24 protein-coding genes are annotated in these 21,240 nt (G+C 65.3%); 17 read left to right on the top strand and 7 right to left on the bottom strand.

Annotated features, from left to right (window positions below; all coding sequences use genetic code 11):
- Positions 1–363 precede the first annotated feature (363 nt).
- From EH240_RS25820 to EH240_RS25850, 7 genes are all read left to right on the top strand, one after another.
- Entirely contained in the window at positions 364–960 is a 597-nt protein-coding gene (locus EH240_RS25820; RefSeq protein ID WP_125003897.1) for a YdeI/OmpD-associated family protein, read from the top strand.
- 147 nt (positions 961–1,107) lie between these two features.
- Positions 1,108–1,812 carry an SDR family NAD(P)-dependent oxidoreductase gene (locus EH240_RS25825; protein WP_125003899.1) on the top strand — a complete coding sequence of 235 codons (705 nt, stop codon included), beginning with the start codon at positions 1,108–1,110 and terminating at the stop codon, positions 1,810–1,812.
- 346 nt (positions 1,813–2,158) lie between these two features.
- Complete coding sequence (locus tag EH240_RS25830; RefSeq protein WP_125003901.1) at positions 2,159–3,367, top strand: ABC transporter substrate-binding protein; 1,209 nt, start codon at positions 2,159–2,161, stop codon at positions 3,365–3,367.
- A gap of 44 nt (positions 3,368–3,411) precedes the next feature.
- Positions 3,412–4,164 (top strand): ABC transporter ATP-binding protein, encoded by a 753-nt coding sequence (locus EH240_RS25835; protein WP_125004014.1) that lies wholly within the window; start codon positions 3,412–3,414, stop codon positions 4,162–4,164.
- Positions 4,157–4,861 carry an ABC transporter ATP-binding protein gene (locus EH240_RS25840; RefSeq protein ID WP_125003903.1) on the top strand — a complete coding sequence of 235 codons (705 nt, stop codon included), beginning with the start codon at positions 4,157–4,159 and terminating at the stop codon, positions 4,859–4,861. Before EH240_RS25835 ends, EH240_RS25840 begins: the two co-directional genes overlap by 8 nt.
- 7 nt (positions 4,862–4,868) lie before the next feature.
- Positions 4,869–5,756, top strand: a complete 888-nt coding sequence (locus EH240_RS25845) for a branched-chain amino acid ABC transporter permease (protein WP_125003905.1) — start codon at positions 4,869–4,871, stop codon at positions 5,754–5,756.
- Between the two features lies 1 nt (position 5,757).
- Positions 5,758–6,744 carry a branched-chain amino acid ABC transporter permease gene (locus EH240_RS25850; protein ID WP_125003907.1) on the top strand — a complete coding sequence of 329 codons (987 nt, stop codon included), beginning with the start codon at positions 5,758–5,760 and terminating at the stop codon, positions 6,742–6,744.
- Between the two features lie 219 nt (positions 6,745–6,963).
- Here EH240_RS25850 and EH240_RS25855 read toward each other — a convergent pair whose 3' ends face one another.
- Positions 6,964–7,656, bottom strand: coding sequence for a winged helix-turn-helix transcriptional regulator (locus tag EH240_RS25855; RefSeq protein ID WP_125003909.1), 693 nt, complete (start codon positions 7,654–7,656; stop codon positions 6,964–6,966).
- Between the two features lie 177 nt (positions 7,657–7,833).
- On the opposite strand from EH240_RS25855, the gene EH240_RS25860 reads away from it, so the two are divergent.
- Both EH240_RS25860 and EH240_RS25865 read left to right on the top strand, forming a co-directional pair.
- A complete protein-coding gene (locus tag EH240_RS25860) occupies positions 7,834–8,160 on the top strand; it encodes a DUF1330 domain-containing protein (RefSeq protein ID WP_125003911.1) in 327 nt (108 codons plus the stop codon).
- Positions 8,161–8,263: 103 nt separating this feature from the next.
- Positions 8,264–8,800, top strand: coding sequence for a hypothetical protein (locus EH240_RS25865; protein ID WP_125003913.1), 537 nt, complete (start codon positions 8,264–8,266; stop codon positions 8,798–8,800).
- 237 nt (positions 8,801–9,037) lie between these two features.
- Here EH240_RS25865 and EH240_RS25870 read toward each other — a convergent pair whose 3' ends face one another.
- A complete protein-coding gene (locus EH240_RS25870) occupies positions 9,038–9,511 on the bottom strand; it encodes an Lrp/AsnC family transcriptional regulator (protein ID WP_125003915.1) in 474 nt (157 codons plus the stop codon).
- Positions 9,512–9,612: 101 nt separating this feature from the next.
- On the opposite strand from EH240_RS25870, the gene EH240_RS25875 reads away from it, so the two are divergent.
- From EH240_RS25875 to EH240_RS25890, 4 genes are all read left to right on the top strand, one after another.
- A complete protein-coding gene (locus tag EH240_RS25875) occupies positions 9,613–10,809 on the top strand; it encodes a diaminopropionate ammonia-lyase (RefSeq protein ID WP_125003917.1) in 1,197 nt (398 codons plus the stop codon).
- Positions 10,810–10,821: 12 nt separating this feature from the next.
- Complete coding sequence (locus EH240_RS25880) at positions 10,822–11,979, top strand: M20 aminoacylase family protein (RefSeq protein ID WP_125003919.1); 1,158 nt, start codon at positions 10,822–10,824, stop codon at positions 11,977–11,979.
- A 312-nt stretch (positions 11,980–12,291) separates the two neighbouring features.
- Positions 12,292–14,382, top strand: a complete 2,091-nt coding sequence (locus EH240_RS25885; protein ID WP_125003921.1) for an EAL domain-containing protein — start codon at positions 12,292–12,294, stop codon at positions 14,380–14,382.
- A 154-nt stretch (positions 14,383–14,536) separates the two neighbouring features.
- Positions 14,537–15,040, top strand: a complete 504-nt coding sequence (locus EH240_RS25890; RefSeq protein ID WP_125003923.1) for a hypothetical protein — start codon at positions 14,537–14,539, stop codon at positions 15,038–15,040.
- Positions 15,041–15,078: 38 nt separating this feature from the next.
- On the opposite strand, the gene EH240_RS25895 is transcribed toward EH240_RS25890, so the two are convergent.
- The 3 genes from EH240_RS25895 to EH240_RS25905 all read right to left on the bottom strand — a co-directional run bounded on the left by EH240_RS25895 (position 15,079) and on the right by EH240_RS25905 (position 16,391).
- The gene (locus EH240_RS25895; RefSeq protein WP_125003925.1) at positions 15,079–15,396 is read right to left on the bottom strand and encodes a plasmid stabilization protein; all 318 of its coding nucleotides are present in this window, start codon (positions 15,394–15,396) and stop codon (positions 15,079–15,081) included.
- An 82-nt stretch (positions 15,397–15,478) separates the two neighbouring features.
- Entirely contained in the window at positions 15,479–15,688 is a 210-nt protein-coding gene (locus EH240_RS25900) for a hypothetical protein (RefSeq protein WP_125003927.1), read from the bottom strand.
- Between the two features lie 187 nt (positions 15,689–15,875).
- Entirely contained in the window at positions 15,876–16,391 is a 516-nt protein-coding gene (locus EH240_RS25905; RefSeq protein ID WP_125003929.1) for a hypothetical protein, read from the bottom strand.
- A 399-nt stretch (positions 16,392–16,790) separates the two neighbouring features.
- Here EH240_RS25905 and EH240_RS25910 point away from each other — a divergent pair, with 399 nt between their 5' ends.
- The gene (locus EH240_RS25910; protein ID WP_125003931.1) at positions 16,791–17,024 is read left to right on the top strand and encodes a hypothetical protein; all 234 of its coding nucleotides are present in this window, start codon (positions 16,791–16,793) and stop codon (positions 17,022–17,024) included.
- Here EH240_RS25910 and EH240_RS25915 read toward each other — a convergent pair.
- Positions 17,002–17,913 (bottom strand): alpha/beta fold hydrolase, encoded by a 912-nt coding sequence (locus EH240_RS25915; protein ID WP_125003933.1) that lies wholly within the window; start codon positions 17,911–17,913, stop codon positions 17,002–17,004. The two genes, EH240_RS25910 and EH240_RS25915, sit on opposite strands and share 23 nt — an antisense overlap.
- A 357-nt stretch (positions 17,914–18,270) precedes the next feature.
- Here EH240_RS25915 and EH240_RS25920 point away from each other — a divergent pair, with 357 nt between their 5' ends.
- Positions 18,271–18,990 (top strand): Crp/Fnr family transcriptional regulator, encoded by a 720-nt coding sequence (locus tag EH240_RS25920; protein ID WP_125003935.1) that lies wholly within the window; start codon positions 18,271–18,273, stop codon positions 18,988–18,990.
- A gap of 7 nt (positions 18,991–18,997) precedes the next feature.
- Here EH240_RS25920 and EH240_RS25925 read toward each other — a convergent pair whose 3' ends face one another.
- The gene (locus EH240_RS25925) at positions 18,998–19,300 is read right to left on the bottom strand and encodes a DUF982 domain-containing protein (RefSeq protein WP_125003937.1); all 303 of its coding nucleotides are present in this window, start codon (positions 19,298–19,300) and stop codon (positions 18,998–19,000) included.
- Positions 19,301–19,838: 538 nt separating this feature from the next.
- Here EH240_RS25925 and EH240_RS25930 point away from each other — a divergent pair.
- Both EH240_RS25930 and EH240_RS25935 read left to right on the top strand, forming a co-directional pair.
- Positions 19,839–20,828 carry an SDR family oxidoreductase gene (locus tag EH240_RS25930; protein ID WP_125003939.1) on the top strand — a complete coding sequence of 330 codons (990 nt, stop codon included), beginning with the start codon at positions 19,839–19,841 and terminating at the stop codon, positions 20,826–20,828.
- An 18-nt stretch (positions 20,829–20,846) separates the two neighbouring features.
- Positions 20,847–21,176, top strand: a complete 330-nt coding sequence (locus tag EH240_RS25935) for a hypothetical protein (protein WP_245436371.1) — start codon at positions 20,847–20,849, stop codon at positions 21,174–21,176.
- Positions 21,177–21,240: the final 64 nt, after the last annotated feature.

Consider the following 21,240-nt stretch of genomic DNA (forward strand, 5'->3'; position numbering starts at 1 on the left):
CAGATCCTTCTTGATCTTCTCGACCAAGCGCGTTCCAAGTTCCTTGCCGCCGCCATGCATTGGCAGCTGGGAAACCTTATCTTTGAGACGGACAGTCAGGTGACCGCTTCCACCGCGGTGGGTTTCGAAGGTGCATCCCTACTTGGCGAGCCAGCGCCGTGGTTCGTTCGCGTTCATCAAGATACCATACTCCACACATCTGTGGAAGTCAACAGAAGTGTGGAGTCTATCTAAGCGGTTGAAAAAACGAAAAATTCTAGGTTTTTGGCAGTCTGTGGATGGCACGAACGGCGTCGATGATGCAAACCGCTCTCCCCCATGGGGGAAATGGCAGCTTCGGCGCCGCGCAAGGAGAAAACACCGATGCCCCCGATCAAGGTCGATCCGGACAAGGTTCGCGAATTCCCCGATGCCGAAACCTTCTACGCCTGGCTGGCCGACAACCACGCCGGCGAGAGCGAGGTCTGGATCAAGCTCCACAAGGTGGGCTCTGGCCTTGCCTCGATCAGGCCGAAGGAGGCGATCGATGTCGCGCTCTGCTTCGGCTGGATCGACGCGGTGCGCAAGTCGCTCGACGAGAAGAGCTTTCTGCAGCGCTACACGCCGCGCGGCAAGAGGAGCATCTGGAGCAGGATCAACATCGACAATGTCGCCCGCCTGATCGAGGAGGGCCGCATGACGGAGCATGGCCTAAAGCAGGTCGATGCGGCGAAGGCCGATGGTCGCTGGGACCGCGCCTATGGCGGATCCAGGGAAATGACCATCCCGCCCGACCTGCAGGCGGCGATCGACGCCGAGCCGAAAGCTCGGGCGATGCTGGCAAAGCTCTCCGCCCAGAACCGCTTCGCGCTTGCCTTCCGCACCCACAACATGAAGACCGAGGCCGGGCGCAAGAAGAAGATCGAAACCTTCGTCGAGATGCTGAAGCGCGGCGAGACCATCTACCCGCAGAAGAGGTGAGGTGGGTCGGGTTTGGCAGAGCCTTCGCCGCTCTCGCCTAGGCGGCGGAGCGCGTAATCTCCCCCCGGCAGGCCAGAGGGGGGTGCGAAGGAACTCGGCCTCGCGCAAAAGCCTTCTGCGGTTGATATGGAAACCAAGGAGCAGGCGATGAATACCACAACTCATTCCGGCAAGGTGGCCCTCGTCACAGGCGGCAATCGCGGCATCGGTCTGGAGACCGGGCGGCAACTGGCCGAACTCGGCTTTACCGTGCTCATCGGCGTGCGCAACCTTGCCAAGGGCGAGGCGGCGGCGAGGGAGCTCGGCGGCAATGTCGAGGCCATCGCGCTGGATGTCGCCGCGCCCGATGCGGCAGCCCGTGCCGCGGCGGAGGTCGAGCGCCGCTTCGGCCGGCTCGACGTTTTGGTCAACAACGCCGCCATCCACTACGATCCGTCCGCGCGGGCACTGAAGCCAGACTGGACGATGATCCGCGAGGCTTTCGAAACCAATGTCTTCGGCGCCTGGCGCGTGGCGGTAGCCTTCGCGCCGCTGCTCAGCGCCTCCGGTCACGGCCGGCTGGTCAATGTCTCGTCCGAGGGCGGCTCGCTCGCCTCCATGGGCGCCGGTGCGCCGGCCTATTCGACCACCAAGGCCACGCTCAACGCGCTGACCCGCATCCTCTCCGCCGAACTGCGCGGCGCTGGCGTGCTGGTCAACGCCGTCTGCCCCGGCTGGGTAGCGACTGACATGGGCGGCCCGGGCGGCCGCCCGCTCGCGCAAGGTGCGGCCGGCGTCGTCTGGGCCGCGACCTTGCCGGACGACGGCCCGACCGGCGGATTTTTTCGCGATGGCAGAAAGCTGCCGTGGTGAGCGAAGTCCAGATTTTCGGGGTAAACTATTGAAAAAAAGATGGTTTTTCCACTCGGTCGTCGCGAAATCGTGGCAAGAGTGGAAAAGCAGCCGATTCAATGCTTTAGCCAGCAAACAGCCCAGAACCGGATTCACCTGCCGCCCGTCCGCCATGCTACGAAAATAGCATTCTCCGCCCGCGAAGTGTGATGCTAGGGTCCGTGCACCCAGGGCGGCGGCGCGAGCGGGCGGAGGAGGGATAGCGAGCGAGGCGCGAGCCCGCAATTCCTGCGATATCGGACGGAACTGTTGAACCATTGCGAGGCGGCCGCGTTTTCCGTGGTTGGCCACAAGGGAGGAACCACCAGTGAAAGCATCCTATCTCGTCTCTGCCGCGCTGCTTGCGGCGACCGCGCTGCCTGCTGCGGCCGGCGAAATCTCCGACGGCAAGGTCAAGATCGGCATCCTCAACGACCAGTCGGGCGTCTATGCCGATTTCGGCGGCAAATGGTCGGTCGAGGCCGCCAAGATGGCTGTCGAGGATTTCGGCGGCAAGGTGCAGGGTGCGCCGATCGAGATCGTCAGCGCCGACCACCAGAACAAGCCGGACATCGCCTCCAACATCGCGCGCCAGTGGTACGACACCGAGCAGGTCGACGCCATCATGGAGCTCACCACATCTTCCGTGGCGCTCGCCGTCCAGGGGCTTTCCAAGGAAAAGAAGAAGATCGACATCGTCACCGGCGCTGCTTCCACCGACCTCACCGGCAAGCAGTGCTCGCCTTACGGTTTCCATTGGGCCTATGACACGCACTCCCAGGCCGTCGGCACTGGCGGGGCGCTGGTCGAGCAGGGCGGCGACAGCTGGTACTTCATCACCGTCGACTATGCCTTCGGCTATTCGCTGAAGGACCAGACCGCCAAGCTGGTCGAATCCGGCGGCGGCAAGGTGCTGGGCGAGGTGCGCTATCCGCTGGGCTCGACCGACTACTCCTCCTTCCTGCTGCAGGCGCAGTCCTCCGGCGCCAAGATCATCGGGCTTGCCAATGCCGGCCTCGACACCTCCAACTCGATCAAGCAGGCGGCCGAGTTCGGCATCGTCGCTGGCGGCCAGCGGCTGGCCGCGCTTCTTTTCACGCTCGCCGAAGTGCACGGCCTCGGCCTGCAGGCCGCGCAGGGCGTGGTGCTGACGGAAGGCTATTACTGGGACCGCGACGACATGAGCCGCGATTTCGCCAATCGCTTCTTCAAGCGCACCAACCGCATGCCGAACATGATCCAGGCCGGCACCTATTCGGCGGTGACGCAATATCTCAAGGCCATCGACAAGGCCGGTACCGACGAGACCGAGGCGGTGGCCAAGCAATTGCATGAGATGCCGGTCAACGACGTGTTTACTGTGAACGGCAAGGTGCAGGCCGACGGCTCGATGGTGCACGACATGTATCTCTACCAGGTCAAGAAGCCGGAAGAGAGCAAGAAGGATTGGGACTACTACACCTATCTGGCGACCATTCCCGGCGACAAGGCCTTTATGAAGGCCGAGGACAGCGGCTGCCCGCTCGTCGGCAAGTGACGCTCGAAACCGCCACCGCCGTCCGGCCGGACGGCACGGAAGAGATGCCGCGGGTGGTGCTTTCCGCCCGCGGCCTGAGGCGTGATTTCGCCGGCTTCGTCGCGGTGAAGGATGTCGACCTCGACGTCCATCACGCCAGGATCCATGCGCTCATCGGCCCGAACGGCGCCGGCAAGACCACCATCTTCAACCTGTTGACCAAATTCCTGCAGCCGACCAGCGGCAGGATCGAGCTGCTCGGCACCGACATCACCCGCACGCCGCCGGCGAAAGTGGCGCGCATGGGCCTCGTGCGCTCCTTCCAGATATCGGCGACCTTCCCGCATCTCAGCGTCCTCGACAATGTGCGTGTGGCGCTGCAGCGTCCAGGCGGACTGGGCTACCAGTTCTGGCGTCCTGTCTCGGCGCTGGACCGGCTGACGCCCCGGGCGCGCGAGCTGCTCGCCATCGTCGGCCTCGACGACGCCGCGCACCGTCTGGCCGGCGATCTCTCCTATGGCCGCAAGCGCGTGCTGGAGATCGCCACCACGCTGGCGCTCGATCCCAAGGTGCTTCTGCTCGATGAGCCGATGGCCGGCATGGGGCATGAGGATGTCGGCGTGATCTCCGGCATCATCCGCTCGCTCGCCAGGGACCGCGCCGTGCTGATGGTCGAGCACAACCTCACCGTCGTCGCCGATCTCTGCGACTGGATCACCGTCATGCAACGCGGCCAGGTGCTTGCCGCCGGCGACTACCAGATGGTGAGCCAGGACGAGCGCGTGCGCGTCGCTTACATGGGGACGGAGCATGAGTGAGCCCCTGCTTGCCGTGCGCGACCTCCACGCCTGGTACGGCGAGGGCCATGCGCTGCATGGCGTCAACCTCGACGTCTTGCGCGGCGAGACGGTGACGCTGCTTGGCCGCAACGGCGTCGGCAAGACGACGACGCTGCGCGCCATCATGGGCCTGATCCGCAAGCGCACCGGCTCCGTCACTTTCAACGGCAAGGACATCATCCGCCTGCCGCTGCACCGCGTCGCCCATCAGGGCATAGGCTTCGTACCGGAGGAGCGCGGCATCTTCGCGACGCTGACCGTCGACGAGAACCTCATCCTGCCGCCGGTGGTGGCCAAGGGCGGCATGAGCGTGGAGGAGATCTTCGAGCTCTTTCCCAACCTCAAGGAACGCCGCAACAGCCAGGGCACAAAACTGTCCGGCGGCGAGCAGCAGATGCTGGCGATCGCCCGCATCTTGAGGACCGGCGTCGAGATGCTGCTGCTCGACGAGCCGACCGAGGGCCTGGCGCCGGTGATCGTGCAGCGCATCGGCGAACTGCTGGCGACGCTGAAGAAGCGCGGCATGACGATCCTGCTGGTCGAGCAGAACTTTCGCTTCGCCGCCCGCATCGCCGACCGCTTCTACCTGATGGATCACGGCAAGGTGGTGGAGGGTTTTGCCGTCGGGCAGCTTTCCGCGCACACCGACAAGCTGCACGAGGTGCTGGGGGTATGATGGCCAAATGACCATGATCTTCGGCATCCCCGTCCAGGCCTTCCTCGGGCAGCTCTTGGTCGGGCTGATCAACGGCTCCTTCTACGCCATGCTGAGCCTCGGGCTGGCCGTCATCTTCGGGCTCTTGCGCATCATCAATTTCGCCCATGGCGCGCTCTATATGCTCGGCGCCTTCATCGGCTATCTGCTGCTTGTCCACTTAGGCATCGGATACTGGCCGGCGCTGGTCCTGGTGCCGCTTGCCGTCGGCCTGTTCGGCATCGTCGTCGAGCGTCTGGCGCTGTCGCGACTCTATCGCATCGATCCGCTCTACGGCCTTCTCTTCACCTTCGGCCTCGCCTTGGTCATCGAGGGCGTCTTCCGCTTCTATTACGGCGTCTCCGGCAACCCCTATGCCGTGCCGCCGCTGCTTGCCGGCGGCACCAATCTCGGCTTCATGTTCCTGCCCAATTATCGCGGCTGGGTGGTGGTAGCCTCGCTCATCGTCTGCATCGGCACCTGGCTGCTGATCGAGAAGACCAGGCTCGGCTCGTATCTGCGGGCCGCGACCGAGAATCCGGAACTGGTCCAGGCCTTCGGCGTCAACGTGCCGCTGCTGCTCACGCTCACCTACGGGTTGGGGGCAGCACTTGCCGGGCTGGCCGGTATCCTAGCCGCGCCCGTCTACCAGGTCAGCCCGCTGATGGGCTCGGACCTAATCATCGTCGTCTTCGCCGTCGTCGTGGTCGGCGGCATGGGCTCGATCCTGGGCGCCATCGTGACCGGCTATATGCTCGGCCTGGCCGAAGGCCTGACCAAGGTGTTTTATCCCGAGGCCTCGAACCTCGTCGTCTTCGTCATCATGGCGATCGTGCTGCTCTTGCGCCCGGCAGGGCTGTTCGGAAGGGACGCCTGAGATGAGCGAGGCGACCCTTCACGCAGAGCGCGCTGCCGCCTCGCTGCGGCTGGAGCGGGGCCTCGTCGTGCTGGCGATCCTGGCGCTGATCGCCGCGCCCTTCTTCGTCTATCCGATCTTCGTGATGAAGATGCTGTGCTTCGCGCTCTTCGCCTGCGCCTTCAACCTTTTGCTCGGCTACACCGGCCTGCTCTCCTTCGGCCACGCCGCCTTCTTCGGCGGCGCCGCCTATTTCTGCGCCTACGCGGTGAAGGCCTGGGGCTGGCCGCCCGAGGCCGCCATCCTGCTCGGCACCGTGGGCGCCGCGGGCATGGGGCTCGTCGTCGGCTTCCTCGCCATCCGCCGCCAGGGCATCTATTTCTCGATGATCACGCTGGCGATGGCGCAGATGTTCTATTTCTTCTGCGTGCAGGCGCCCTTCACCGAGGGCGAGGACGGCATCCAGGGCGTTGCGCGCGGCCATCTCTTCGGCGTCGTCGATTTGAGCATCGCGATGAACATGTACTTCTTCGTGCTCGCTGTCTTCCTCATCGGTATCTTCGCCATCTGGCGCATCGTCAACTCGCCCTTCGGCATGATCCTGCGCTCGATAAGAGAGAACGAGAACCGCGCCATTTCGCTGGGCTATTCCGTCGACCGCTACAAGCTCGTCGCCTTCGTCATGTCGGCAGCTCTTGCCGGGCTCGCAGGCGCGCTGAAGGCGATCGTCTTCCAGTTCGCCACGCTCACCGACGTCACCTGGCAGATGTCGGGCGAGGTGATCCTGATGACGCTGCTCGGCGGCATCGGCACCATGGTCGGCCCGGTGGTCGGCGCGGGTCTGGTCGTTGGGCTCGAAAACACCCTTGCCACCTCCGGTTTTCCGGTCACCATCGCCACCGGCCTGATCTTCATGATCTGCGTGCTGATCTTCCGCCGCGGCATTGTAGGGGAGATTTACGCGCGGTGGCTGGCGCCGGCTGCGGGCGGCGAGGGCGGCAAGGGCTGAGTTGGCGGGCCTCCCCAACTTCGTCATCCCAGGGCGAAGCAGGAGCGCAGCTCCGTCGCGGAGACTCTGGGATCCATGCCGTAACCTCGGCCGAGCAATGCAACGGAGCAGAATTCTGCACCGTCGCAACACCTCGACGTCACGGCAGGATCCTATGGTCTGCGCCGCGTCGCTTCGCTCCTTGCTCCGCCATAGGATGACGAAGTGACGGGCGAAGTCCTAAGCCGCGCGCTTGGGTTCGACGGCGAACGGGCTGAGCCCGAGCCAGCTCTGCATTTTCCTGCCGATGGCCTGGTCGCCGGTCAGGACGACCTTGGCGCCGGCCTTCTCGACGGTGAGCACCCCCATCCAGATCGCCGTCATCGTGTGCAGGTCGGTCGAGACGTAGAGGTCGACCTCGAAGCCCGGATCGTACCAGCACAGATCGACCTCGCCATGCTTCTCGACGATCAGCCACCAGGAGCGTTTCGACGCCGGGAGCTCCTGATACAGAAATTGTATCACGGTGCGCCCGTCGGGCAGCGGCGTGGGGTTCAGGTTGCGCCGCATGTCCCACATTAGCAGCGACGGATCGAGGTTCTTCAGCGACAGCCGCGACTCGACCCATTTCTGTCCCCAAAAGCCCATCGCCTCGACCACAGGCCGCAGATCGCGGCCCGCCTCGGTCAGCCGATAGTCGAAGATGCCCTTCTCGCCGGGAACTTCCTTGCGCTCGACGATTCCCGCCAGCTCGAGCTCCTTCAGCCGTTGCGACAGAAGGGTCGGCGACATTTTCGGCACGCCGCGGCGCAGGTCGTTGAAGCGGGTCGAGCCCGCCACCAGCTCGCGCATCAGCACCATCGTCCAGCGGGTGCACAGCACCTCCGCGGCCATCGATAGCGGGCAGAACTGCTTGTATCCGTGCTGGGCCATGATCGGCGTCTCTCCCTCGAAGCTGGACCGAACATTAGACCTTCATGGATGAGGCGGCGAGTACAGAAACTGTATCGGCCCAGTACAGATCGCGGACTGGCTGGCGGCGGCCCTGCCATGCGAGCCCTTTGGTCGATGCACGGGATACCCCTGTGCGCCGCAACCAGGAGACTGATCATGACCGCTTACCTTATCGCGGACATCAAGGTGAAAGACCCGAAATGGATCCCGGACTACGCTGCCGCCGTGCACGATCTCGTTCACAAGCACGGCGGCAAATACCTGTCGCGCAGCGGCAATGTGAAGACGCTGGAAGGCAAGCCGCTCGACACCACGCTGATCGCGCTGATGGCCTTCCCGTCGGAAGCAGCCGCACGCGCCTTCACCAATGATCCGGCCTACGCGCCCTTCGTGTCGGCCCGTCAGGGCGGCAGCGACAGCCGTTTCCAGCTGATCGACAACACCGATCTGGCCGGAACGATTTCGTATCTGCCGAAGGGATGATCGGCGGTCGCCGCATCGGGATCGCCAAGCAACAACAGCGCTTGCCTGTCGCGCCGCCATATTTCCGGCGGCCGGCCGGCTATGCATTTTCAAGAAGAACGGAATGAACATGACATCGAACTTTTGCATCCGGCTCCTCACGGCTGCGGCCGTGCTGGCGGCCTGCACCACCTTCGCGCGGGCCCATCAGGAAGACGCAGCTGCCGTCTCCGGCGACAGTCCGCTGGCCGGCAAGGTGCAGGCGGCCAACAGTCGCTTTCTCGACGTCAAGGCCGCGACGGCCGAAGGCTATGCGCCCATTCCCTGCGCCAGCGGCATCACCGGCGGCGCCATGGGCATCCACTACGTCAACGGGCAGTATCTGAAAGACGACGCGATCGACGTCGCCAAGCCCGAAGCGGTGATGTACGAGCCGATGGCCGACGGCACGCTGAAGCTGGTGGCGGTCGAGTACATCACCTCGAAGGGACCCGCATCGCTCGACGGTCAGCTCTTCAACTTCAACAGCGCGCCCAACCGCTACGGCCTGGGTCCGTTCTACGAGTTGCATGTCTGGGCCTGGAAAGGCAACCCGACCGGCATCTTCGCCGACATGAACCCGAAGGTGTCGTGCGAGCACGCGACGGCGCCGACGCAGTAAAGGTTGAGGATTGGCGAAAGCCGAGGTGACAGCCGATCTCCCCCCTTGTGGGGGAGATGTCCGGCAGGACAGAGGGGGGCGCTGTCCCGCCGACCTATCAGCTTTTCGCAATCCCGTCGCCCGGCAAGTATCGGCTGACGGGCTAAATCAGAAAAGCTGGCGTTCCTTCGCGCCCCCTCTGGCCTGCCGGCCATCTCCCCCACGAGGGGGGAGATTGGCAGCTCCAGCGCCCTGCCATCACCCCACCGGCACTTCCAGCCCGACCTTCACCCGGTCCATCGCGACGAACGTCCGGAAGCGCTTGACGTTGTTGTTCGCGAAGAAGAGCCGCCTGGTCAGCGCCTCGTAGTCTGCCATCGTCGCCACGGTGACAAAGAGGATGAAATCGGCCTCGCCGGTCACGTAGTAGCATTGCTGCACCTCGGGCACTTCTGCGAAGCCGCGCTTGGCGGCGTCGATCAGCTCGGCCCGTTCGCTTTCGACCTCCACCTCGACGAAGATCGTGATCGGATGGCCGATCTTGGCCGGATCGACCAGCGCGACATTGGCGCGGATGACGCCATGCTCCTCCATGCGCCGGATGCGCCGCTGCACGGCCGGCGCCGAGAGATTCACCCTCTCGCCGATCGCCCGCTGCGGCGTGGTGTTGTCCTTCTGCAGGATGGAAAGGATGGCGCGGTCGAAGGCGTCGAGATTGGGTGGGGCGGTCATGGCGACATCCGGATGAAACAAACTTGCAATCAGCTGGCCGAAACAGAGCGCAATTCTCGCTCGCTCCGCAATAGAGTTCAGCGCCTCGGAGAAAAAACGCCATGATGCTGCTCAACCAACGTCCCGAACACGACCAGCCGCTGGTCGCGGCCGATGCCGCCGCGCTCGGCATCGCCGGCGCCGACCATGCCGAGCATTATCTCAAGGTCCGCGACAGCCATGCCGAGACGCCACTGCAGGCCTTGCCGGCGCTGGCCGGCGAGCTTGGCGTCGGCTCGCTGCATGTCAAGGACGAGGGCAAGCGCCTCGGCCTCGGCAGCTTCAAGGCGCTGGGCGGCGCCTATGTCGTCATGCGGCTGGTGCTGGAAGAGGCCGGCAAGCGGCTCGGCCGCACCGTCGATGTCGGCGAGATCGGCGATCCGGCAGTGCGCGCGATCGCGGCGCAGATGACCTTCTGCTGTGCGACCGACGGCAATCACGGCCGCTCGGTGGCGCAGGGCGCCAGCCTCGTCGGCGCGCGTTCGGTGGTCTATGTGCACTCCGGCGTGAGCCGCGAGCGCGTGGCGGCCATCGCCCGCTACGGCGCCGAGATGGTGCGCGTCGAGGGCGGCTACGATCATTCCGTGCGCGAGGCCGCCCGTGTCGCCGCCGAGCGCGGCTGGACGGTCGTCTCCGACACCTCCTGGCCGGGCTATGAGCGCATCCCCGGCCTAGTGATGCAAGGCTACACTGTGATCGTGCGCGAGGTGTTGACGCGCCTGCATGAGCCGCCCACCCATGTCTTCCTGCAGGCGGGCGTCGGTGGCTTCGCGGCGGCGATTGCCGGCCATCTAGCGATCGTGCTCGGCGCAGAGCGGCCGAAGGTCGTGGTGGTCGAGCCCGCGCGCGCGGCTTGCATCTACGCAACGGCCGAGGCCGGGCGACCGGTGAAGATCCCGCATGAGCAGCCGACGGTGATGGCGATGCTCGAATGCCACGAGCCCTCGCTGGTTGCCTGGCGGGTGCTGGCGCGCGTCGGCGACGCCTTCATGACGGTCGACGAGGAGGACGCGGTCGCGGTGATGAACCGGCTGGCGCGCCCCGCCGGCAACGACCCGGCGATCGTCTCCGGCGAGAGCGGCGGGGCGGGGCTCGCCGGGCTGATCCGCGCCGCCGGCGACATGGGCACGCGGGCGGCGCTCGGCCTCGGTGCCAGCTCGCGCGTGCTCATCATCAATTCCGAAGGCGCCACCGACCCCGGCCGTTATAGCGAGCTGGTCAGCATAGCGCCGCAAGACGTGCTGCTGCAAACTGCCTGAAGAGGGATCACGATGGCTGAACTGGACCTCGATACACTGCATCGCGAGATGACTTCGTGGCGGCACGACCTCCATGCCCATCCCGAATTCGGCTTCGAGGAAAAGCGCACCGCAGCCTTCGTCGCGGACAAGCTCCGCGCATTCGGGCTGGAGGTCGCGGAGGGCGTCGGCGGCACCGGCGTCGTCGGCACGCTGACCAGGGGCAGCGGCAATCGGGCGATTGCGCTGCGCGCCGACATGGATGCGCTGCGCATCGCCGAGCAGGGTGCTCAGCCTTATAGTTCGCGGACGCCCGGCACCATGCATGCCTGCGGCCATGACGGCCACACCGCCATGCTGCTGGGCGCCGCCAAGTTGCTCGCCGAAGAGGGTGGCTTCGACGGCACGGTGCGGTTCATCTTCCAGCCGGCCGAGGAATGGGGCAGGGGCGCGCTTGCGATGCTCGCGGACGGCCTGCTCGAACGCTTCCCCTTCGAGGAAATCTTCGGGCTGCACAACATGCCGGGCCTGGCGATCGGCCATTTCGAGACCCGTGCCGGGCCTGTCATGTCGGCGGAAGACAATTTCGAGATCGTGCTGAAGGGCCTGGGCGGACATGCCGCGCGGCCGCATGCGGGGCGCGAGACGCTGGTCGCCGCCTGCGCGCTGGTCGTCAACCTGCAGACTATCGTCTCGCGGCGCTTGAGCCCCGCCGATATCGGCGTCGTCTCGGTCACCGAGCTCATCACGGACGGCACCCGCAACGCGCTGCCGGGACTGGCGCGCATCCTCGGCGACTGCCGCAGTTTCCGGCCGGAAGTGAGCGCCACCATCGAAAAAGAGATGCGCCGCATCGCGGAAGGCACGGCGCAGGCCTATAATGTCGCGGCGCAAGTCACTTACACGCGCGAGTTCATACCTTTGATCAACGACGCGACCCTCTCCGACGAGGCGCTTGCGGCAGCCCGCACCGTGCTGGCCGACGATGCCGTTGGCGTCGCGGCTGAGCCGATGACTGCCTCGGAAGATTTCGCGCGCTTCCTGACCGAAGTGCCCGGCTGCTTCGTCTTCCTCGGCAACGGCAACTCCGCGCCGCTGCACAACCCGGCTTACGACTTCAACGACGAAGCCCTGCTCCACGGCGCGCGCTATCATGCGGCGGTGGTGAGGAGACGGCTGGCGGTGGGGTGAGGGCTGCGAGACAATCAAAGACGTTGGCGCGAGGCACCCCCCTCTGTCCTGCCGGACATCTCCCCCGCAAGAGGGGGGAGATCGGATCTCACGCCTGCTTTCGCCAATCTTCGGCGTCGCAGGATGAGCGCCGGCGATGAAATCGCCAAACACCCCCTTGCGGGACCCTTGCGGGGGAGATGGCCGGCAGGCCAGAGGGGGGTGGGACGGAGCGCGGCGTGCGTGAACGAACCTCCTGCCTCTTCCCCCCGGTAACCCTTTCTTCTCTGCTTCCATGCACAATGTCCCGACGGGGAGCAGGCAAACCAGGGCATGGCTGACGACAACAAACGCAACGGCGAATTCTGGGCGCTGGCGCTTGATCGCGCTCAGCTCGGCGTTTGGGACTCGAACCTCGCCACCGGCGACTGCTACTATTCGCCGACCTGGTCGAAGATGCTGGGCTATGCCGAGGGCGAGCTCGCCAACACCTCCGATCTCTGGCTGACGCTCACCCATCCCGACGACCGCGAGCGGGCGATGGCAAGCGGCGAGCGCCATATCGCCGGCCTTACCCCGTCGATCGAGACCGAGCTGCGCCTGAAGCACAAGGACGGCCACTGGGTCTGGGTACTCGACCGTGGTGGCATCGTCGAGCGTGATGACGAAGGCAAGCCGCTGCGCATGATGGGGGTGCAGACCGACATCACAAGGCAGAAGGAAGCCGAAGCCGCGCTGGAGCAGGTCAACATCCGCATCCGGCTTGCGCTCGCCGCCAGCGGCACTGGCATCTGGCACTACGACATCGGCACCAACAAGAGCTATTGGGACACACGCACCAGGGAGATCTTCGGCCTGGTCAGCGATACCGACGAAGTGACCGCCGACCTCTGGCACACCTATCTGCACCCTGACGACAAGGAAACTACCGAACGGGCACACTTGCCGCCGCCGGGCTCGGAGGGCGTTACCGCCACGCAATACCGCATCGTGCGGCGCGACGGCGTCGTCCGCCACGTCGAGTCGCTGGTGCGCTTCATCGCCGCCGGCTCGGCCGGCCAGATCCTCGGCACCGTGCGCGACATCACCGACGAGAAGAAGCGCGCCGAGGAGCTCGCCTACGCCGCGCGCCACGATGCGTTGACCGGACTGTTGAACCGCTCGGCCTTCGACCGGCTGCTGGCCGAACACATCGGCGCCACGAACCGGCTGCCGCTCGCCGTCTTCTATGTCGACCTCGACTACTTCAAGGCGCTCAACGACTATGCCGGCCACGCCGCGGGCGACCTCGCGCTGAAGAGCGTGGCGGCAGGTATCGTCGCCAGCCTGCCGCCCTCGGCGCATGCCGCGCGCCTCGGCGGCGACGAGTTCGCGCTGCTGGTGCCGAATTGCGAGGACGCCTGCGCCGAGCGGCTCGCGCGCGCCGTGCTCGCCGCCGTGCGCGACGCCGATCTTGGCCCTGCCGTCACCTCTCGCCGGCTCGCCGCCAGCATCGGCATCGCCTTCGTGCGCGATCCCAGGACCACGGTGGCCGATGCGCTCGCCTGCGCCGACGATGCCTGCTACGCCGCCAAGGCCGGCGGGCGCGACCGCTTCGCCGTGTTCTCGGCCGAAACGGCTTCCGGAGCCGGCGGCCTCAATGCCGCTCGGCTCGCCGCCGATCTGGTCGACGCCATGGAGGACGGCAGGCTGAAGCTCTTCGGCCAGGAGATCCATCGGCTGGGCAGGCCCTGGGAAGACAGCCGCCATGTCGAGCTGCTGGCGAGGCTCGCGGCGCGCAACGGCAAGCTGATCCCGCCGGGTGAGTTCATACCGGTGGCTGAACGCTTCGGCCTCGCCGCCCGGCTCGACCGCTGGATTATCCGCACGGCGCTGTCGCGCCATGGCAAGGCGATGCTCTCCGGCGCCATCTCGCTCGGCTTCAACCTGTCGGCGCAGACGCTCTCCGATCCGCAGCTCTGGGATTTCGTCGACGCGGCGATCGCGCAGAACGGCGCGCCGCCCTCGGCAATCGGCTTCGAGATCACCGAGACCGCCGCCGTCACCAATTTCGACGCCGCGGAAGAATTCGTGCGCAAGGCCAGGCTGCGCCATTGCCGCGTCAGCCTCGACGATTTCGGCGCCGGCATGAGTTCGTTCGAATATCTGCGGCGCTTCCCTGTCGATGCGATCAAAATCGACGGCTCCTTCATAGAGCACATCGCCGACAGCCGCTTCGACCGCGAGATCGTCTCGGCGATCACCGGCATAGCCCGCTCGATGGGCTGCGCGGTCGTCGCCGAGAAGATCGAGGAGAAAAGCGCGCTGGAGGTCCTGATCGGCATGGGCGTCGCCTATGGCCAGGGCTATTTCTTGCACCGCCCGGAGCCGCTGGAGGCGATCATGGCGCGGGCGACAGGTGGGGCGGAGAAGCGTTTCGGCTGAGAGCGATCTCGCCCTTGATGAGGAGATCCCAACTAGGAAATTCTTAAGCCAGGCCGGCTATTGCTGGCGTGTTGATCGCCCGCTCGAGACATGAGGTCTTGGCTCGTATATTCGGCGCCCGCACCATGACGGACGGGCGGCCTCGAGACCGGCAATGTCTTCACCGCCCGTGTTGAACAATCCTGCCTTGCTGATCCTGCAGCAGCAACGCTCGTCGGCGCCGGCCAGATCGGCCACGGACAGCCGCGCCGGATCCGGCGCCGGCTCGCCGCCGTTGCAGGCGCCGGCCGAGATGTCTCAATCCATATTCAGCGTGAACAGCCTCAACATCACGGCAACGAAAGTCTGGCTGATGGAGCGCGCGGGCAAGGAGTTCGGCGTCGACCAGGCCGACTACGAGTCCGTGTTTTCCTACGGTTCGGCCGTCAGGAATGCGGTCGAGGCGTTGAAGCGGCAATCTCCCTCGGCGATTGCCGGGATCGAAAAGCAGCTCGGCCTGGACCAGCTCGGCATTTCGCTCGATATGCTGGTCGATGCGATCGTCGATCCGGCTGGCAGCGACGGCGATCGCCTGGACGCGGCGCTTGAGATGCACCTGGGCGAGATCGCCGAGCCCGCCTCGACACAGTCTGACGAGATCGGACTCTACGGCGGCTGAATGGCTGATCTCCCCCCTCGAGGGGAGACTACATCTGCTCAATGATGGGCGTGGCTCTCGTTGCTCTTGCGCGTGGCCGCGGCCTTCTTGGCCGAAGCCGACCGCTCCGCCGCCGGGCGCTCGCCGGAAGCCTTGCCGCCCATCCGGCCGCCCTTGTGCGCCGCCGGATTGCCGGTGTGCTTGCCGCGGCCGGAGCCGCCTTCCATCTTGCCGCCGGCATCGTCCTTGTTGACGGTCGCCCAGGCGCGCCGTTCGGCTTCCTTCTCTGAAACGCCGCGCTTCTCATAGCCCTCGGCGATATGGTCGGCCTTGCGCTCCTGCCTGTCGGTGTATTTCGATTTGTCTCCACGTGGCATTCTTGTTCTCCCTGGTGGTCGGAGTCCGACGGTCCGCCGCTCTTCTCAGATGCGGGGATGGTCATCTTAGAGGCGGGGCCGATCAGCCCTCGGCCTTCATGGTGCGTGCGATCTCAAGCAGCTTGTCGCGATCGTGCCCGTGCTCGCGGATCAACTCGCGCGCCTGCCTTGGCGAGAGGTCGGTGTTCTCCGCCAGGAACCGCACGTCCGGATCCTCGCCGCCCTTGGTCGGCAACTGCCCGTCCGCCGGACGGCCGGCGCCCGGACGACGTGGAAGCTCGCTTTTGTGCATCGTTTTCTCCTTCCGATGGTGGACCAACCCTTGGCGAAGGGACTGGTTCCTTTCGCTGTGGGTTCGTGTCCAGGCAGGCTTCGGGCGGTCAGCGCATCAGGCGCCGAGGGCAGGATCAGCGGCGCGTGACTGTCGAGAACCGTTCGTCGGCGCCATCGATGAGCATGGCATGGACTTCATCGGCAATCTAATTTGTGTTCCGCTCTTGCTTGCGCCCCTGTTCTTGCCTGCGCCCCGAGGCCTCCTTCTTGCGGCGCAGCACCTCGTCGGTTCCGACGATGTCTTTCGAGCCACCGGTGATGGCGGTCGAGACGACCGCAGGCGGATCGCTGGCCGGGAAACTGTCCTCCAGGCCGGACTGCAACTGCTCTTCCAGCGTCTCCGGGTTCTCGGAGCGCCCTGCCGTGCGGCGGTCGTCAATCTCTTCCAGGTCGTGCTTGGCATCGGGATGCTCGCGCACATTGCGCAGCGTCGACACCACGAGCTCGACCGCGAACTCCTTCATCGCGTCGCCGTCCGGCGCAGCGACGGCGGTTTCCTCGACGAGGCGCACGAGCGACGTCTCGAGCTTGTCCAGCTCCTTCATGCCCTGGCAGCGCGCCAGCCTCTGGGCCAGCGAATGGATCAGCAGCGGAGCGAAGGTCGAATAGGCATGCACGCGTGCCTCGTCGACGCGATCGGGGTGAAGTGCGCGCACGGACATTGATGCCTCCCTTGAAACGTCCTGCCGGCGGCGAGCCACGGCATGTTTCTGAGGAACCGGGGGAAGGCGAAGAAGTTCCAATCACGGCAGGCGCGGAGAGCAGCGATATCCGGGAGGCTGCGCCCGCGCCCCCAGCCGCCGTCGAGGGCTTGATGATCGAGGGGCCACGGTCCGAACCGTGCCTACGACTGAGGTCCGAACGGCCCGCGCATTGGGCCGTCGGCGGCAACCAAAGCGATGGCTTGGAGTTGGTGGGCGGTCGTCGATGGACCCCCCTCCGTCGTCGGCGCTTTGGGTGCCCGCCATTTCCGCGCAAAGGCGGGCACCCATACTGTCGGAATCCAACAAACCATCGGAACAAGGAAGCCGCGTTGCCGGTTTCGAAAGCGAGACGACGTTTTGACCTTTATTTCTGCCAAGCCCAAGCTGCGGGACACTGAAAGCCAACCTGCAAACGACAATCACCTCTCCGCCCTCGGCGACACCTCGATTCTCGAATTCATCAATGACGATGACGATGTCGCCGACATTGCCAGGCGCGCCGAACGGCTGGGCAATGCCGTGGTGATCGCGATGGCGCTCGGCCTGATCGTTGCGCCTGCGATCTATCTCACCCTGGTCTACGGCCTGTAGCCGGCGGAAGAAAATCGCTGAGCGTGGCGGCTGTCTCGGCCGCCGCCTCCTCGGGAAAGAAATGCCCGCCGGGCATCGCTCCGCCGCTGACATCGTCGGCCCACTCCCGCCACAGCGCCAGCGGCCCGCCTTCTCGCACGTACCATTCGGCGAGCGCGCCCTGTCCGCTCCATAGCGCCAGCACCGGGCAGGTAATGCGGCGGCCGGCTGCCCGGTCCGCATGATCGTGCTCGCGGTCGAGTGTCGCCGCCGCACGGTATTCCTCGCAGATGGCGTGCGCATGGACCGGATCGCGCAAGACCTCGGCATAAGCCTGCCGCACCTCGGCGGGAAAGGCGGCAGGCGAGGAGCCCCAGCTTCCCAGCGCATTGTCGACGATCGCATCCGCGGCCGTCGCCATGATCGCCTCCGGCAGCGGCGCGGGTTGCGCCAGCAGCGACCAGGGCCAATAGCCCAGCGCCAGCCGGGCGTCGGCCCGGTCCCAGGCATCGGCAGTGGGTACGATGTCGAGCACGGCAAGCTTTTCGACGCGGTCGGGGCGGTCCAGCGCCAGGCGATAGGCCACGCGCCCGCCGCGATCGTGGCCGGCAACCATGAAGCGTTGAAAGCCGAGCTTCGTCATCAGCGCCGCAAGGTCGGCGGCCATGGCGCGCTTGGCGTAAGGCGCGTGATCCGGATCGGACGGCGGACACGAGCTTTTCCCGTAGCCGCGCAGGTCGGCGCAGACGACGCTGAAACGGTCGGCGAGCTTCGGCGCCACGTCGCGCCACATCAGATGCGTCTCGGGGAAGCCATGCAGCAGGAGCAGCGCCGGGCCGCTGCCGGCAGTCCGGATGAATATCCGTGCCGCGCCCGTATCGACTTCCGCGCTTTCGAAATCGCCGAACATGCTATGCCTCCGGCAGGCGGAACGGCCGAGGGCGGGGATGGTTGCCGCGGCCGCGGGCCGAATGGGTTCTCTCGGCCGGCGCCTTCCGATGTTCAGCTCCAGGCGGACTCGAGTGTAAGGGAAGCCCCCTCGCTGTCCGTCTGAATGTGTTCGGTGTTGTCCAAATCGAAGTAGAAGCGTTCCATCTTTGAGAGCATCCGCTGCAACTTCAACGTTCAATCCAGGCGCGCGGTCATGGTTCCAAGCGGCTGGTCGGTAGCGTGAATCCGCTTGCCGACAGCTCGTTGCGCGGCTGTTCATCGCAACCCGCCTGGCTCTCCAACGTTAGCTATTGCGAATGCACAACAGGCGGGCCGGATGCTGGAATCGCTTTATCTCAAACTGGGTCAGCACGATGCCCTCTCCGAAAACGAGAAGGCGTTGCTGGCCGACGCCATGTCGGTCGAGAAGTATTTCGCCATCGGCGAGGATATCGTTCCGGAAGGATCAAGGCCGACTGTCAGCACGTTGATCGTCGACGGGCTCGCCGCTCGCTACAAGGTGCTTGAGGATGGCGGGCGGCAGTTCACTTCTCTGCAGGTGGCCGGCGACTTCGTCGACCTGCATGCCTTTCTCCTGAAGACCATGGACCATGGCATCATCGCGCTCTCGCCGTGCCGCGTCGTTGCGGCCCAGCACAGCACGCTGCGCGTGATAACCGAGCAGGCGCCTCACCTCACCAGGCTGTTGTGGCTGGACACGCTTGTCGACGGTGCCATCCACCGCGAGTGGATCGTGGCCATGGGCCGGCGCTCCAAGACTTCGCATCTGGCGCATCTCATCTGCGAGTTGTTCGTCAGGCTTCAGGTCGTGAAGAAGACCCGCGGCATGAGCTTCAATCTGCCGCTGTCACAGGCTGAACTCGCCGATGTGCTCGGCCTCTCGGTCGTGCACATGAACAGGGTGATCGGCGCGCTGCGGCGCATGAACGTGATCGGCTGGGTGAACCACACGGTCACGATCCTCGACTGGAATCGCCTCGTCGCGATCGCGGAATTCGACCCGACCTATCTCAGCATGAGCAACGAGCCGAGGTGAGGACGCTTCAGCCCGGCGGGCCCTTGCCGTTGCGTGACCACAGGGCGTCGAGCATTGAGAGCGCCGCGCTTGGGCCAGCCTGCTTCAGGAGACCCTGCTGGGCGGCGGCCTTCTTGAAGGCGGCGAAGGCGACGGCCGGGCGGCAGATGCCCGCCATGGCGTCGTCCACCAGCCGCGCCGCCGCGAGATAGTCCGGCGCCTCCTTGTCCTTCCATGTTCCGCCCAACGCCTTCTTTGCGTCGGCGACCGAGCAAACCACCATCGAGCCGCCGTTGACGAAGCGGATGGGGAGCGGCAGGAATCGGCTCATCGCCCGTCACCGTCCAAGCAATTCACGCGCGCCAGGCGAGGCCGACGAAGGGCGCCGCGGTCACCACCGGCGCCGCCAGCATGAAAAGGGGACTGTTCGAATGGATTTCATGTTGCCACCAGCCAGGATTGAGATCGCCATAAACAAAGATTCCGCCTGCCGGTTGCACACTATCGGCCAAGGCGGGTTACAGAGGGCCGAGCTACATATTGCTCGCTGGCCGGATGGGCGGAGGCGGACGATGGGGCGGGGCGCGGCCGCGGCCTTAGCGGGACGTCGGCGAGCGAGGCCCGGATCGGCCTGAAAAGAATGGTTGGCGCGGCGGCGCGCTGGCGCAGAAATGCGTCCGACAGCCTGCCGATAAGATTTCGAATGTCCATGGAACTCTCCTCCTAAGAGTCTCCCCAAACAACGATCGACTAGCACTTGCGGCGACCGCCCGCATTTAACTTTGATGCACAGTGCGCCATGCCGGCAGATCCGGTGAAGGCCAACCTTTTCCACCGGCATGCGTTGTCTATCGAGAAGGAGATGACGAATGCCGACCGGCACCAGATCCAAAACCGATAGCTCGAATATGGCGATCCGGCAGCGGAACGTGCAGCGCAAGGTCGATGCCACCGACCGCGCCAAGCCAAGCGGCAAATCCAAATCGCAAGGCCCGATGCAGGTGGGCGCCAGGCAATATCCAGCGCCGCCTTTCCCGAAGCAGCACCATCCGAAGCCGGGCGAGGAATGGGCGATCGAGCCGGCTCCACACTATGACGCGCCGTTCTGGCAGGGTTCCGGCAAGCTGGCCGGCAAGGTGGCGCTGATCACCGGCGGCGATTCCGGCATCGGCCGCGCTGTTGCGGTGCTCTTTGCGCGCGAAGGCGCCGATGTCGCCATCGTCTATCTCAGCGAAGATCGTGACGCCAAAACGACAAAAGCCGCGGTCGAGGCCGAAGGCAGGCGCTGTGTCACGCTCCGCGGCGACGTCGCCAAACGCGCCTTTTGCCGCAAGGCGGTGGAGCAGACGGTGAAGGCCTTGGGCGGGATCGACGTTCTCGTCAACAACGCCGCCTTCCAGGTGCATTCGGCCGATTTCGCCGACCTTACCGAAGAGCATTTCGACACCACGCTGAAGACCAATCTCTACGGCTATTTCCACATGGCGCAGGAAGCGGTTCCGCACATGAAGCCGGGCTCGGCGATCATCAACACGGGCTCCGTCACCGGCATAGAGGGGTCGAAGGAACTGGTCGATTATTCGATGACCAAGGGCGGCATCCACGCCTTCACCCGGGCGCTCTCCGGCAACCTCATCGCCAGGGGCATCCGCGTCAACGCGGTAGCGCCGGGCCCGGTATGGACGCCGCTCAACCCGTCGGAGAAGGAGGCCGGGGACGTGGCGCAATTCGGCGCCAAGACGCCGATGAAGCGGCCGGCCCAGCCGGAGGAGATCGCACCGGCCTATGTGTTTCTAGCCTCGCCGCAATGCTCGAGCTACATCACCGGCGAGATCCTGCCTATCATCGGGGGTTACTGAACCCATGAGGAGGATCCAATGAAGAAAACACTTCTTGGCTTCGCCATTGTCCTGATGTCGGGCCAGATGTCGGGATTTACCGCCGCGGCCCAGACGCAGCCGACGAATCCGCAGATCGAGGACTGCCAGGTCAAACCGGACGACAACGCGACGCCGAAGCAGAACGGCGAGCAGCCGAAAGCCCAGGCCGATGATCTGTCCAACAACCTTTCCGACAGCCTGGCGCCTTGCGGCGGTGTGCTGAAGCCTCCGCCGACTGGCGACATGAACGCCGCCGTCCCGCCGGCCGACACCAGCCAGATGCCGGTGATCAAGCCGGGCGAGGTTCCGCCGCAGCCGCCGAAGTAAAAAGTCGGCCTCGCGTGAAACCTTTCCAGTTCGCCCGAGTTGACGGCGTGTAGTCCCCGGGACT

The organism is Mesorhizobium tamadayense (assembly GCF_003863365.1).
GTDB classification, from domain to species: Bacteria; Pseudomonadota; Alphaproteobacteria; order Rhizobiales; family Rhizobiaceae; genus Mesorhizobium; species Mesorhizobium tamadayense.

What these genes read in the sequence shown, in the direction of transcription:
- EH240_RS25820 (WP_125003897.1), top strand. Translation starts at nt 364, where the DNA reads ATGCCCCCGATCAAGGTCGATCCGGACAAGGTTCGCGAATTCCCCGAT.
- EH240_RS25825 (WP_125003899.1), top strand. Translation starts at nt 1,108, where the DNA reads ATGAATACCACAACTCATTCCGGCAAGGTGGCCCTCGTCACAGGCGGC.
- EH240_RS25835 (WP_125004014.1), top strand. Translation starts at nt 3,412, where the DNA reads ATGCCGCGGGTGGTGCTTTCCGCCCGCGGCCTGAGGCGTGATTTCGCC.
- EH240_RS25840 (WP_125003903.1), top strand. Translation starts at nt 4,157, where the DNA reads ATGAGTGAGCCCCTGCTTGCCGTGCGCGACCTCCACGCCTGGTACGGC.
- EH240_RS25845 (WP_125003905.1), top strand. Translation starts at nt 4,869, where the DNA reads ATGACCATGATCTTCGGCATCCCCGTCCAGGCCTTCCTCGGGCAGCTC.
- EH240_RS25850 (WP_125003907.1), top strand. Translation starts at nt 5,758, where the DNA reads ATGAGCGAGGCGACCCTTCACGCAGAGCGCGCTGCCGCCTCGCTGCGG.
- EH240_RS25855 (WP_125003909.1), bottom strand. Translation starts at nt 7,656, where the DNA reads ATGGCCCAGCACGGATACAAGCAGTTCTGCCCGCTATCGATGGCCGCG.
- EH240_RS25860 (WP_125003911.1), top strand. Translation starts at nt 7,834, where the DNA reads ATGACCGCTTACCTTATCGCGGACATCAAGGTGAAAGACCCGAAATGG.
- EH240_RS25865 (WP_125003913.1), top strand. Translation starts at nt 8,264, where the DNA reads ATGAACATGACATCGAACTTTTGCATCCGGCTCCTCACGGCTGCGGCC.
- EH240_RS25870 (WP_125003915.1), bottom strand. Translation starts at nt 9,511, where the DNA reads ATGACCGCCCCACCCAATCTCGACGCCTTCGACCGCGCCATCCTTTCC.
- EH240_RS25875 (WP_125003917.1), top strand. Translation starts at nt 9,613, where the DNA reads ATGATGCTGCTCAACCAACGTCCCGAACACGACCAGCCGCTGGTCGCG.
- EH240_RS25880 (WP_125003919.1), top strand. Translation starts at nt 10,822, where the DNA reads ATGGCTGAACTGGACCTCGATACACTGCATCGCGAGATGACTTCGTGG.
- EH240_RS25885 (WP_125003921.1), top strand. Translation starts at nt 12,292, where the DNA reads ATGGCTGACGACAACAAACGCAACGGCGAATTCTGGGCGCTGGCGCTT.
- EH240_RS25890 (WP_125003923.1), top strand. Translation starts at nt 14,537, where the DNA reads ATGTCTTCACCGCCCGTGTTGAACAATCCTGCCTTGCTGATCCTGCAG.
- EH240_RS25895 (WP_125003925.1), bottom strand. Translation starts at nt 15,396, where the DNA reads ATGCCACGTGGAGACAAATCGAAATACACCGACAGGCAGGAGCGCAAG.
- EH240_RS25900 (WP_125003927.1), bottom strand. Translation starts at nt 15,688, where the DNA reads ATGCACAAAAGCGAGCTTCCACGTCGTCCGGGCGCCGGCCGTCCGGCG.
- EH240_RS25905 (WP_125003929.1), bottom strand. Translation starts at nt 16,391, where the DNA reads ATGTCCGTGCGCGCACTTCACCCCGATCGCGTCGACGAGGCACGCGTG.
- EH240_RS25915 (WP_125003933.1), bottom strand. Translation starts at nt 17,913, where the DNA reads ATGTTCGGCGATTTCGAAAGCGCGGAAGTCGATACGGGCGCGGCACGG.
- EH240_RS25920 (WP_125003935.1), top strand. Translation starts at nt 18,271, where the DNA reads ATGCTGGAATCGCTTTATCTCAAACTGGGTCAGCACGATGCCCTCTCC.
- EH240_RS25925 (WP_125003937.1), bottom strand. Translation starts at nt 19,300, where the DNA reads ATGAGCCGATTCCTGCCGCTCCCCATCCGCTTCGTCAACGGCGGCTCG.
- EH240_RS25930 (WP_125003939.1), top strand. Translation starts at nt 19,839, where the DNA reads ATGCCGACCGGCACCAGATCCAAAACCGATAGCTCGAATATGGCGATC.
- EH240_RS25935 (WP_245436371.1), top strand. Translation starts at nt 20,847, where the DNA reads ATGAAGAAAACACTTCTTGGCTTCGCCATTGTCCTGATGTCGGGCCAG.